The organism is Streptomyces sp. NL15-2K, from assembly GCF_030551255.1.
In the GTDB taxonomy this organism is placed as follows: Bacteria; Actinomycetota; Actinomycetes; order Streptomycetales; family Streptomycetaceae; genus Streptomyces.
In genome coordinates, this window is the sequence record NZ_CP130630.1 from 9754073 (window position 1) to 9766369 (window position 12297).

Consider the following 12297-nt stretch of genomic DNA (forward strand, 5'->3'; position numbering starts at 1 on the left):
TTCTTCGACCGCGCACTCGCTCATGACGGGCATTTGCATGACGACGGTCTCCTGCTGTCGGTGTTTTGCGGCATGTCGACGGCGAGCGTCGATCGGCTGGCGTGGGCATGGGCCCCTCCTGGCCGAGCATGGTCGCCAGTGCCGCCGACGGCCAGTGGACTTCCGTCGAACGGGACAACACCCGTGGGCTCTGCCTCAGGGGGTAACGCGTCCCTCACGGCGGCGGCTCCTACGGGTACCAGGCCGGGTGTGGGATGACGCGCAAGCGCTGCGATCCGGTCGGAAGCGCGGGTCAGTGCCGCGGGCGGGGGTCTCACGGATCCGTCTTCGATGATTTCGGCGTCCGGGAACGGGCTTGCGCAGCCACATGCCGTGCCGGTTCGGGTGCGTACGTTCGCCGATTCCGCTGCAGGATGCCGACCGCTGCGTGACCGATCATTGGACGTGGCTGCGAACTGGTCCGCCACGACCTTCGCGCGACCCGGCATCCGATCCGGGCGCCTGAGCGGTCGTGCCGTGAAACAGTGGAAGAGAGGAGACAGACTCGTGTGGCGACGCCGGCGGAGGCATAGGCCGGGCGAAGGAGGACACGATGAGTCACTCTGTGCTGGCGGGTGTCGACGGGTCCGAACGCAGCTCGGCGGCGACCGACTGGGCGGCGCGGGAGGCCGCGCTGCGCGGTGTTCCGCTGCGTCTGTTCCACGCCTCTCCACCGCTTCCGGGCACTGCCGTGCCGGGCCCGGCCGGGGACAGGCTGCGGCACGTGGGCGCGCGAATGCTCCAGCGGGTGGTCGCCGAACTCGGCGACCACTACCCGGACCTCGAGGTGCGGGGCGAGCAGGCCGATGACGCGCCGGACACGGCCCTTCTCGCAGCGGCCCGCGATGCCGGGCTCCTCGTCATCGGCACACGGGGGACGGGCGGGTTCGAGGGTCTCGCGGTCGGCTCGGTGGCCCTGCGGATGGCGGCAGCAGCCCCTTGCCCTGTCGTGTTGGTGCCTCAACCGTCCGGCACCTTCGGAGAAGGGACCCACCTGGCACGCGGCACGTCCCAGGTCGTGGCGGGGTTCGATGCGCATCACCCGGTCAGTGAGGTGGCCGACTTCGCGTTCTCGGCCGCCGAGGCACACGGGGCCCGCCTGCGGGTGGTCCAGGCATGGGCCTTTCCCGCCGAGTCCGTATCTCCTCGGACCCTGGTGGTGACCGAGGAGGACCGGGCCACCTGGGAGGACCAGGAGGTCTTGCAGCTCTCCGACGCCCTGCGCGCTTGGCAGGAGAAGTACCCACGTGTGACGGTCCACACAGATGTCGTGTTGCTCCACCCCGCGGAAGCGCTATTGAACACGTCGCGAAGTGCGGACTTGCTCGTCGTGGGACGCCGTGCCGACCCGAGTGCGGCCGAGGGCCGACTGGGTCCGGTCACGCACGCCGTACTGCACCACGCTCGCTGCCCGGTGGCGGTCGTACCGCACGCCGGATGACGGCCGGCCAGAGCTCGGGTAGCGGATCGGCAGGTCTGACAGTGATCCGGTGAGCGCAGGGGCTGGTCAGCCGAAGAACACCTCGAACTCGTCGTACAGCGACGGGTCGACCACCTTGTTCTGCGCCGTGGCGTCGGCGAGTGGGATGCGGACGATCCCGGTGCCCCGCAGGGCGACCATGACGCCGAAGTCACCGTCCTTGACCGCGTCGATGGCATGCAGGCCGAAACGTGTGGCCAGCCACCGGTCGAAAGCGCTCGGGGTACCGCCGCGCTGGATGTGACCCAGGACCGTGGTGCGGGCATCCTTGCCGGTGCGCTCCGAGATCTCCTGGGCCAGCCATTCGCCGATGCCGGACAGCCGTACATGGCCGAACTCGTCCAGCGACTGGTCCTTGAGGACCATCTGCCCCTCTTTGGGGACAGCCCCCTCGGCGGCCACGACGATCGGCGCGTAATTGATCTTGAACCGGCTCCTCACCTGCTCACAAACCTGGTCGATGTCGAACGGCCGCTCCGGGATGAGAATTACGTTGGCGCCGCCCGCGACGCCGGCGTGCAGGGCGATCCACCCCGAGTGCCGCCCCATCACCTCCACCACCAGGGTGCGCATGTGCGACTCGGCCGTGGTGTGGAGGCGGTCGATGGCCTCGGTGGCGATACCGACGGCAGTGTCGAAGCCGAAGGTGTAGTCGGTCCCGGACACGTCGTTGTCGATCGTCTTCGGCACGCCCACCAGAGGGATTCCCTGCCGGTTCAGCTCGGTGGCCACGCCGAGCGTGTCCTCACCGCCGATCACGACGAGCGCGTCCACGTCGTGCGTGGCAAGGGTGTCCTGCACGCGACGCAGGCCGTCCTCATGCTTGAACGGGTTGGTGCGGGAGGAACCGAGGATGGTTCCGCCGCGGGGGAGGATCCCCCGCACGCTGGGGATATCCAGCGGCATGACATCACCCTGGAGCAAACCGAGCCAGCCGTCCCGAACACCGACGAAGTCGAAGGCGTATTCCTGGACGCCTTTGCGGACGACGCTGCGGATCACGGCGTTGAGGCCGGGACAGTCACCGCCGCCGGTCAGCACTCCGACCTTCATGGGCTTCCTCCCATCCGCTGAATACCCCGCCTGCACGCGGCCCTCGCGGCGGTCGAACCGCCGTCATATGGATCGCCTCCTCCCAGCCTCCCTCCATTCGATCCGGGGTGGCCACTCGACGGACGCCGGGTTCAGGCGGCTCACTCCCGGGACCCTGTCCGCCGGGCTTGTCGCCCACCGTTTTGTGTGAGGAGGACTGAGGATCCTGGTCCTGGCCGGCCGGTTCCTTCGGTGAGGTCTGTGTGATGACCTGTGCCGGGAAGCAGCCCCGACTCGGTGCGATCGGACCTGCCCATGGCGGAGAGGGCATTCTGGAAGTGGGACGCCCACCAGCGCTCCACACGTCTTCGAGTTCAGGGAACGGCCCAGCCCCAGGTTCGCCCGAGGTTCCTCCTTCCGCCAAGGGAGCCGTCCGGTGATCACATCAGCCCGCCTGCCAGTCCGGCAGCTGTCACGCTCGGCCAAGTCGGGGCCCCCGCGCGAGCCGCCCAAGCCGCCGGCGCCTTCACCGAAGCCTTCCTGGGGGCGCTGGCTGCTGCCCGTCGCCGCGCTGGCCCTGCTGCTCGTGGTGCTGATGCGAGCCCCCTCACCCCAGGAGGGCACATCGCTGTCGTACAGCGACTTCATCGGCAAGGTGAGCGGCAGTCAGGTCAAGACCGTCGACATCAACGACAAGGGGGCCATCAAGGGAACCCTCAAGGACGGCACGAAGTTCACCACGCGGATTCCCACTGCCCTGGACAACAGCCGCCTGGAGCAGCAGCTGCAGTCCAAGAACGTGGAGATCACCGCGTCCCAGAGCAGGGACGGCAGTCCTTGGGGGACTCTCCTGGAGCTGTTCCTGCCACTGCTGTTGATCGTCGCCCTGTTCGTGTGGAGCGGCCGCCGGGCGGCCCGGACCCTGGGCGGGGGGCTCAGTGCCATCGGGCGGGCCCGCGCCAAGATCATCGAGACGGAGCGACCGACCACCCGCTTCGGGGATGTCGCCGGCTACGAGGGCGTGAAGCAGGAGATCAGCGAGATTGTTGATTTCCTGCGGAGCCCCGAGCGCTATGCGATCGCAGGGGCCAAGGGGCCACGTGGTGTGATCATGGTGGGGCCGCCGGGCACCGGCAAGACGCTCATCGCCCGTGCCGTGGCCGGCGAGGCGGAGGTGCCGTTCCTGTCGGTGACCGGCTCGGCGTTCGTGGAGATGTTCGTCGGCGTCGGTGCCTCACGGGTACGCGACCTCTTCGCCGAGGCACGCAAACGAGCCCCCTCGATCATCTTCATCGACGAGATCGACGCCGTCGGCAGCCGCCGCGGCGGGGGTGCCCGGCTGGGCGGCAACGATGAACGAGAGCAAACCCTCAACCAGCTCCTCGCCGAGATGGACGGTTTCGACCAGTCCAGCGGCATCGTGGTGCTGGCCGCCACCAACCGGCCCGAGACCCTCGACCCCGCGCTCCTGCGTCCCGGACGCTTCGACCGGCATGTGACGGTGCCGCTGCCCAACCAGGCCGAGCGGGCGGCGATTCTGGCCGTCCACGCCCGAGGCAAGACCCTGGCACCGGACGTCGACTGGGACACGGTGGCCCGGGCCACCCCGGGCTTCTCCGGGGCGGACCTGGCCAACCTGGTCAATGAGGCCGCCATCAACGCCGTACGGGCAGGCGGTCCCATCATCGACGCGAAGGACCTCGACGACGCCCGCGACCGGCTCCTGCTCGGGCGGCGGGAGTCCACCAACGCCCTGCTCCCCGAGGAACGGCACTCCGTGGCCGTCCACGAATCCGGACACGCACTCATGGCGGCCCTGTGCGAGCACGCCGACCCGGTTGCCAAGGTCACCATCCTGCCCTCCGGGCCCGCGTTGGGCGCCACCGAGCAACTCCCCGAAGCCGAACGGCACCTGTACAGCGAGAGCTATCTGAACGACCTGCTCACCGTCCGGCTCGGCGGCCGGGCTGCCGAGCTGGTCGTCTTCGGTGAGGGCTCGACCGGAGCCGCCGACGACCTGGCCGGCGCCACTCAGATCGCCGCCCGCATGGTCCGCGAGTTCGGCCTGTCCCCGGCCCTCGGCCCCGTCGGATACGGCTCCGGAGCCCCCCGCTTCCTCGGCGGTGAAAGCACCGAGGACACGCTGCACCGTCCCTACTCCGAGCAGACCCAGCGCATCGTCGACGAGGAGACCGCCCGCCTGGTACGTCAGGCCGAGAAACGTGCGGTGGATCTGCTCCGTGACCACCGCAAGGCGCTGGACACCCTCGCCGAACTGCTCACCACTCGGGAGACCGTCGACGGGTCCGAGGTCCTCGACGTACTCCAGCAACAGGAGCATCAACAGCGGCCTGACGGTCACCATCCCGCCGCCGCAGGGAAAGCGACGCCCTCCCCGTGACACGGCGGCGACGCCCGCACATCAGAAGGAGGCGACCATGGACCAGCAGCCGGGGGCGGTCCACGATGAGCAGCAGGTCCTGGCGCGGACGGTCGCCGACGTGATGCGCACCGCTGTGGCCGCGATCGCTGTCGACGAAACCGTGCTCGTGGCGTGGGAGTTGCTGGAGCGGTCCGGCTGCCGTCACCTTCCGGTCGTGCATCCGGACGGTCGCTGTGCCGGCCTGCTGGACAGGGCCGACGTGGCGGTCGCCTGTGCGGCACCGGCCGCTTCGCTGTCCGGCCGGCGCGTGGACGACCTCCTGCCCGGGCACAGACCGGCGCTCGTCCACGCGGAGCAGACCGTACGCCACGCAGCCGACCTCATGACCTACACCGAAACTGACGCCCTCCCGGTGCTGGACGAAGACGGACGCCTGGCCGGGGTGCTCACCGCAGCTGACATCGTCGCGGCCCTCGCCGACCATCCGGCGCCGAAGGGACCCGCCGACATCAGGCCGCAGGCTCCGCCCACCGTGCTGCCCGGGCCATCGCCCCGGCGGAGTTACCGCGGCACGGCAGTGCCCTGACCGCCCACCACTCAGGCGCTCACCGAGGTGACACTTCGGAAGGTGCGGGCCCGCGTGCGGTGCGCTCGTCCGTGAATTCGAGGTGGGCTTCGGGCCCGGGGAAGAAGACGGTCTCCCGGTCGTCCTCGGTCCAGTGCACGACATACGGCGATGTGCCGTCCGGATGCTCAAGGCGCACGATCTGACCCCGGCGGCGCGGCCCACCCAGATGCAGGGACTCCACCACGATCCAGTCTCCGACGTGTGCGCGCATGGGATGCTCCCTCCGCTTGCTGCTCGTCGGCGTCCCCGCCCCTCCGATGCCGTCGGCACCTGAAACCGAGCGCTGTAGGACTCACCGGTTCACCTAATGCCGCCATGCGTCCGAAACCGCCTCGCCCACTTTCGAGCGTACGCGGGCAGGCACCGTTGCGCCTGGTCCCATCCCTTCTGCCAAGGCACGCCGCTCAGCCACCTGGGACGACGGGCGCCCCTCCCGCTGAGTGGCCTGTTCATGAGACCAAACTCGCGATCCCCGCTGCGCGGGAGGTGCTGATCAGCTGGTCAGTGCTGGGGGCATGGTCACGTCGCCCAGGAAGTGGCTCTCTACGGTTCCAGCCTTCGTGAACCGAGCACGAGCATCTCGGACTCCGACGCCGCTTGGAGCAGGGCGTTCTGGGCGTCCTCGGCGCCCTGGTTCCCGGCGATGGACAGGCCCGGGTGACGTGCCTGGAGCTCCGCTTGCGCGGTGTGGACGAGACGCTTCGCCACCACCGTGACGGCTGCTTGCATGGCGGCGGCCTCCGTGACGTACGAAGCTGGAAGGGCGGACCACGCCGAACGAGTCCGACGGTGCGGATGGTCCGGACGTCGGCCGGCATGCCGGGCGTGGCGGGTTCTCTCATTCGAGGAGTACTCCAATCCCCTCCGCGGCGCATGTGGACCGGAGGGAGCCGGAGACGCAGAACCCGGCGAGAGGAGATAGGGGCGGTGACGGTGACGATTCCCCTGGTGGTCGGCATCGACGGGTCCGCGGCGAGCCTGGATGCGGTCGACTGGGCCGCCGACGAAGCCGCCCGGCACGGCGTGCCGCTCCACCTCCTGCACGCGGCGGCACGGGACCACGAGGCGTCCGACGTGATCGACTCCGCCTCGGAACGTGTCAGGGCGTGTGCTCCCACGGTGCGGCTCTCGAGCGAGGTGCTGCACGAGGACGCGACCGCCGCCTTGGTCGACAAAGGGCGTAACGCCTTTGCGCTGGTGCTGGGATCCAGAGGGTTCGGAGACCTCGCCGGAATGCTCCTGGGGTCGGTCAGCCTCGCCGTGGCGGCGCGAGCGGACTGCCCGGTCGTCGTGGTGCGCGGCGCGGCAGAGCACCGGGATGCCCGCTTCGGGAGCGTCGTCGTCGGTGTCGAGGAGGGAGAGGGCAGCGGCACGGCCGTGCAGTTCGCGTTCCGCGAGGCCCATGTACGGCACTGCCGGCTGGTGGCGGTGCACGCCTGGAGCGCACCGCTCGGTGCTTTCACCGCACCTCAAGCCCCGTCGTGGTACGCCCTGGAGGCCCACCGCCGTCCGCCGGCGCAGGTGCTGGACGACGCCCTGCGCGGCGCGTCGGAGCGGTACCGCGACGCCCCGGTGAGCCGGCGGGTGATCGAGGGCCCGGCACGCCAGGCCCTGTTGGAGGCGGCCTCCGAGGCGGACCTGTTGGTCGTCGGCGCCCGCAGACGACAGGGGCACCTGGGACTGCAACTGGGATTGATCAACCATGCGGTCCTGCATCACGCGCCCTGTCCGATCGCGGTCGTTCCCCGGATATGACCGGACGGGGGAGACGGACCATGTCGACGGTCGGTCGCTGCGGGGCCGGAAGTCGTCCCCGCAGGGACGTTCGGCCCTGTGACCGGAGCCGGGTCCCGTCCGATGATGGGACACAGTGGTGGGGGGAACGGACCAGCGACTTGCTGGAGGCCGAGTCATGAGTGCACAGAATTCGCCGCACGCGTCCGGTCAGCCCCCGCCGCGCCAGGAGCATGCGTCAAAGGGGGCGAACCCTCTGCGACGTACATCCGACAGGTTCGAGTCCTGGTTCCGCGGGCTGCTGATGCTCGTACTCGTCCTCGGCCTCCCGGTGGCCGCGCTCAGCGCGGGAACGACGGCGTACGAGTCGTCGATGCGCACCGTGCAAGCCCAGTCGGCGGATCGGCAGGAGGTCACCGCCCGACTCACGTCGAACGTCAAGGGTGTCACCACGGATGGGAAGCAACAGGCGCAGGTCCGCTGGACCGACGACAACGGCACGGTGCGGACGGGGACGACCCTGGTGAAGTCGGGAACGCCCAAGGGCGCCACCGTGCGGGTGTGGGTGGACCGGGACGGCGGCCTCACCAGTCCGCCGATGAGCGAGCTCAACGCGACGACCACCGGCTGGTTCGCAGGCGGTATGGCCGCGATTGGCGTGGGCGCCGGGTTCTACGCGGCGCGGACAGGCATGCGCCATGTGCTGGACCGGAGAAGGTACGCACAATGGGACGCCGAGTGGGACTTGGTCGAGCCCCTGTGGTCCGCGCGCTTCCGCCGGTGATGGGCAGGAAACCCGGACGGGAGCCAAGGAGGCGACGCCTATGTCCGACGCGACGACCACCGACCTGTACGAAGTCACGATGGCCATGTCCTACCTGCGGGAGGGTATGACCGGCCCGGCCACGTTCAGCCTCTTCGTCCGTGACTTGCCTCCTGAGAGGGGCTTCCTCGTCGCCGCGGGGCTGGAGTCAGCCCTGGACTACCTGTCCGGCCTTCATGTCGGCCCCGAGGATGTCGACGCCTTCGCCTCCGCGCTGCACCGGCCGGCGCGGGATCTTCAGGCCCTGCTCGGCCTGGCGTTCACCGGCGACGTGCGGGCGATGCCGGAGGGGCGGATCGTGCTGGCGGGAGAGCCCCTGCTGGAGGTGACCGCGCCTCTTCCCCAAGCGCAGTTGGCCGAGACGTACGTGCTCAATCAGCTCAGCCATCAGACGGCGATCGCCTCGAAGACCGCGCGATGCGTCCTTGCGGCTGCAGGGCATCCGGTCGTGGACTTCTCCCTACGGCGGACCCACGGCCCGCACGCCGGATTCCAAGCCGCCCGCCTAGGCGCGATGGTCGGCTTCGCCGGAACCAGCAACGTGGCCGCGGCCACCGCCCTGGGCATCCCTGCCGTCGGCACGATGGCTCACTCCTTCGTGGAGGCGTTCGCAACGGAGGAAGACGCTTTCCGTGCTTTCGCACGGTCCCACCCCGGGCCGGTGACCTTGCTCGTGGACACCTACGACACCGAGGAGGGCGTACGCGTCGCCGCGCGCGTCCTGCGGGACCTGGACCGCGGGCCCGGTTCGGCCGTACGGCTGGACAGCGGCGACCTCGGGGCCCTGGCGGTACGGGCACGGTCCGTCCTCGACGACGCGGGCCTGCCGGACGTGCGGATCGTCGCCAGCGGCGGTCTCGACGAGTACGCGGTGGACGAACTGGTCCGCTCCGGAGCGCCGATCGACACCTACGCCGTCGGCACTCGTGTCGGTGTCTCGGCCGACGCACCGTATCTGGACTCGGCGTACAAGATGGTGGAGTACGACGGACGGCCGGTCATGAAGCTGTCGTCGGCGAAGGTGACGGCGCCGGACCCGAAGCAGGTGTTCCGCCGCCCCGGCTATGCCGACGTGGTCGGTCTGGCCGACGAGCAGCCCCCCGACGGTGGCAGGCCGTTGCTGGAGACGGTGATGCGGGGCGGACGGCGCACCGGCACCAGGCCCACGCTCGACGAGTGCCGGGAGAGATTCACGGCGGACCTGGGCAGGCTGCCGTCGGCAGCCCGCCGGATCCGAGCACCGGTCGCGCCTCGGGCGACCGCCTCCGAGCGGCTGGGCGCACTCACCACCCGCGTCCGGCGCCGTATCGAGGAACAGACGGCGGCGGCTTCCGCACAGTCCTCGGTCCCAGAACGAACCGCGTCCGGACCACATGGATCCGTATCGAGGTGAGGAGGAAAGCGATGTCGCATACGGCGGAGTGGAAGGTTCGGCTTCACCTCTTCGAGGAGGACGAGGGAACCACGAAGGCACATGTGGTGCTGGACACCGGCACCACGGCGCTCACCGGCCACGGGACCGCGCACTGCCACCCGGCGGACGCCAACGTGCCCGAGATCGGCGACGAGCTGGCGGCGGGCCGGGCCATGGAGGACCTCGCCAAGCAGCTGCTGAACATCGCCGAGCATGACATCGAGGGCATGGGGGCGCCGCGGCCCAGCACTCGACAGGTCACCGGATGGCCCACGTGACCGACGGTCGCACAGCAAGTCGAGGAGGATCAGTCATGACACATCCCGTACGACACAGCAGAGGTGGACTCTCGGCAACCCTGCACGAGCTGGAGGATCTCCGTACCCGGATGGACCAACTCATGCACGCTGTCTTTCCCGTCGGCGGTCACCCCGAGTTCGGCACGGCCGAGCCGTGGGCGCCGCTGGCCGACGTCGTGGACACCGAGGACGCCTACCTGATGGAACTGGAGCTTCCCGGCGTGGACAAGGACCAGATCACCGTGGAGGTCGCCGAGGGCGAGCTCGACATCCACGGTGAGATCAAGGAAAAGGAACAGACCGGGGTGGTCCGCAGGCATACCCGCCGCATGGGGCAGTTCGACTACCGCACCACTCTGCCGCCGAACTCCGACACCGAGCACATCAGCGCGGACCTGACGAGCGGAGTCCTCACGGTGCGCGTCCCGAAAACCGAGAAGGGGAAAGCACACCGCATCGAGATCACCGGCTGAGCCGGGGTGTGGGGTGGGACCAGCAGCCCGTGCTCCGTACCGGGTTCGGTGGGCGAGTGCCTGTTCCCTCCGTGGGGCCGACGGTTCCGCCGGCGGCCCCACGCCGCCACGGTCCCGCGTCTTTCTCAGTCGCTGACGCCGCTGTCCCCTCAGGTGCCGGTGGGGGAACGCCGGGCGTCGTCGGTGCGATACGCGATGTGCTCGGCGACCGAGACCACGCCGTCGACGCTCCGGCACAACCGCTCGATGACGGGGATCAGACTCCTGAACTCGACCGAGCCCCTGAGGTCGACCCGCCCGTCGCGCACCTCGACCGTCACCTCGGAGGGAGCAAGCCTCATCGTGCGGCGCAGCACATCGCCGGTGATCTCGTCGCGGATGGCGTCGTCACGGCGCAGGAAGATCCGCAGCAGGTCGCCACGGCTGACGATGCCCAGGAGCCGGTCCGTCTCGTCCACAACGGGCAGCCGCTTGACGTGCCGGGCCTCCATCAGGCGGGCGGCCTCCACCACGCTCCACTCCGGACGTGCGCACACGGCGGGAGCCGACATCAGTTCCTCGGCGCGGGAGCCCTCGGCCTTCGCCCGCTCCCATGCCTCCAGGTGCGGAACAGGGACTCTGCCCGACGGGTCGGCCTGGTCGGCGCTCTTGCGCAGCAGGTCCGCCTCGGACACCACACCCATGGGGCGGTCCAGGTCGTCCACCACGGGCACAGCTGTGACGTCGTTGTCCGCCAGCAGCCTGACGATCTCCTTGAACGGCGTGTCACGCTGCGCCCGGACGACGTCTCGGGTCATGAGTTCCGCGACCGATCGGTGGTGCATGTCGCCTCTTCCGTCCGGGGTGCGACCGCGTGCCATTGAGCCGGTCCAGCCCGCACTGCGGATAAGGGCCGGTCGTCCCATGCGGCGGCGTGTCGCGCGTGGCACGTTGGATACAGCACCATTCTGCGGAGAGGGCGGCGATCATGCGAGCTCACCTCGGCGACCAACTCGTCATCGAAAGCCCGACGACCGGTGCCACCAGGCGTGACGGAGAAATCGTCGGACTCCACCACGAGGACGGAACACCCCCCTACGACGTGCGCTGGTCGGACACGGACGAGGTGACGCTCGTGTTCCCCGGGCCCGACGCGCACATCCACCATGTCGAGCACGGACAACCCGGGCCGCCGCGCGGGTCTCTCCAGCCGGACACGGGTGAGCCGGGGGCCGTCACCGCGGCAGCCCCGCCGGCCGGGCCCCCCAACCCCGGCGACATCGGCCGGCGCGTGGCCCTCGAACGCCACAGGAGTGGGCTCAGCCTGGGGGAAGCAGCCCGCCGCGCCCGCATGTCGCCCGACTACCTGGCGTACCTGGAGGAACAGCCCGCCGACCCGAGCGTGGGGACTCTCATCAGGCTGGCCGACGCGCTGGGCACTACCGTCGCTGCCCTGCGCGGAGGTGGCATAGATCTGCCCCCCGGCCAGGGCTACGCGCTTCTGCACCCTCAGCTGAGGGACCTCAGCCCGGAGGAATGCCGCACTCTGCTCTCCACGCACGGTGTGGGGCGCATCGCGGTGCCGGCGTCCGACGGGCGCCCGGCGGTGGTCCCGGTCAACTACGAGGTCGTCGATGACGCGATCGTATTCCGCACCGCGCCCGGCTCGGCGCCCGCGGCGGCCGTGGGGAAGGAGGTCGCCTTCGAGGTGGACCATGTGGACGAGGCCATGAGCCAGGGCTGGAGTGTGCTTGCAGTCGGCCCGGCGCGCGTCGTCACGGAGCCCGACGCCGTGCGCGGGCTCACCCAACGCGCCCACACCGAGCCATGGGCGGGCGGTGCACGCGAGATGTGGGTGTCGATCCGGCCCACGCGCCTCACGGGCAGCGCATCACCCCTGCCGACCAGTAAGCCGCCGCAGGACTGGCCATCAATCGAAGAGTGGTCCCCTCCTGGCGTGCGCCGACTCGCGAGAGGAGGCTCCGGTGAGCCGACAAGCACCATCCGACGAAC

Annotated in this window: 11 protein-coding genes and 2 pseudogenes; 9 read left to right on the forward strand and 4 right to left on the reverse strand. The window is 69.9% G+C overall.

Going from position 1 to position 12297, the window contains the following annotated elements; translation table 11 throughout:
- The first annotated feature begins 592 nt into the window (after positions 1 to 592).
- On the forward strand, positions 593 to 1480 hold the full coding sequence (locus tag Q4V64_RS43430; protein ID WP_124443535.1) for a universal stress protein: 888 nt from the start codon (positions 593 to 595) through the stop codon (positions 1478 to 1480).
- Between the two features lie 66 nt (positions 1481 to 1546).
- Here the strand turns inward: Q4V64_RS43430 and Q4V64_RS43435 are convergent, their stop codons facing one another.
- Positions 1547 to 2572, reverse strand: coding sequence for a 6-phosphofructokinase (locus Q4V64_RS43435; protein WP_124443534.1), 1026 nt, complete (start codon positions 2570 to 2572; stop codon positions 1547 to 1549).
- Positions 2573 to 2987: 415 nt separating this feature from the next.
- Between Q4V64_RS43435 and ftsH the strand changes: the two genes are divergently transcribed.
- Positions 2988 to 4952, forward strand: a complete 1965-nt coding sequence (gene ftsH, locus Q4V64_RS43440) for an ATP-dependent zinc metalloprotease FtsH (RefSeq protein ID WP_124443533.1) — start codon at positions 2988 to 2990, stop codon at positions 4950 to 4952.
- A 37-nt stretch (positions 4953 to 4989) separates the two neighbouring features.
- Positions 4990 to 5520, forward strand: coding sequence for a CBS domain-containing protein (locus tag Q4V64_RS43445; RefSeq protein WP_124443532.1), 531 nt, complete (start codon positions 4990 to 4992; stop codon positions 5518 to 5520).
- A gap of 19 nt (positions 5521 to 5539) precedes the next feature.
- Here the strand turns inward: Q4V64_RS43445 and Q4V64_RS43450 are convergent, their stop codons facing one another.
- Positions 5540 to 5773, reverse strand: a complete 234-nt coding sequence (locus tag Q4V64_RS43450; protein WP_124443531.1) for a DUF1918 domain-containing protein — start codon at positions 5771 to 5773, stop codon at positions 5540 to 5542.
- Positions 5774 to 6073: 300 nt separating this feature from the next.
- Positions 6074 to 6267, reverse strand: a pseudogene (locus Q4V64_RS43455) (universal stress protein); the annotation flags it as partial.
- A 228-nt stretch (positions 6268 to 6495) separates the two neighbouring features.
- Between Q4V64_RS43455 and Q4V64_RS43460 the strand changes: the two are divergent.
- From Q4V64_RS43460 to Q4V64_RS43480, 5 genes are all read left to right on the forward strand, one after another.
- Positions 6496 to 7317, forward strand: a complete 822-nt coding sequence (locus tag Q4V64_RS43460; protein ID WP_124443632.1) for a universal stress protein — start codon at positions 6496 to 6498, stop codon at positions 7315 to 7317.
- Between the two features lie 157 nt (positions 7318 to 7474).
- Positions 7475 to 8080, forward strand: coding sequence for a hypothetical protein (locus Q4V64_RS43465; RefSeq protein WP_124443530.1), 606 nt, complete (start codon positions 7475 to 7477; stop codon positions 8078 to 8080).
- Positions 8081 to 8120: 40 nt separating this feature from the next.
- Positions 8121 to 9512, forward strand: a complete 1392-nt coding sequence (locus Q4V64_RS43470; RefSeq protein WP_124443529.1) for a nicotinate phosphoribosyltransferase — start codon at positions 8121 to 8123, stop codon at positions 9510 to 9512.
- Positions 9513 to 9523: 11 nt separating this feature from the next.
- Entirely contained in the window at positions 9524 to 9811 is a 288-nt protein-coding gene (locus Q4V64_RS43475; protein ID WP_124443528.1) for a DUF1876 domain-containing protein, read from the forward strand.
- 35 nt (positions 9812 to 9846) lie between these two features.
- Complete coding sequence (locus Q4V64_RS43480) at positions 9847 to 10305, forward strand: Hsp20/alpha crystallin family protein (protein ID WP_124443527.1); 459 nt, start codon at positions 9847 to 9849, stop codon at positions 10303 to 10305.
- Positions 10306 to 10454: 149 nt separating this feature from the next.
- Here the strand turns inward: Q4V64_RS43480 and Q4V64_RS43485 are convergent, their stop codons facing one another.
- On the reverse strand, positions 10455 to 11129 hold the full coding sequence (locus tag Q4V64_RS43485) for a CBS domain-containing protein (RefSeq protein WP_124443526.1): 675 nt from the start codon (positions 11127 to 11129) through the stop codon (positions 10455 to 10457).
- A 143-nt stretch (positions 11130 to 11272) separates the two neighbouring features.
- Here Q4V64_RS43485 and Q4V64_RS55665 point away from each other — a divergent pair.
- Positions 11273 to 12195 (forward strand): annotated as a pseudogene (locus tag Q4V64_RS55665) (pyridoxamine 5'-phosphate oxidase family protein).
- Positions 12196 to 12297 lie beyond the last annotated feature (102 nt).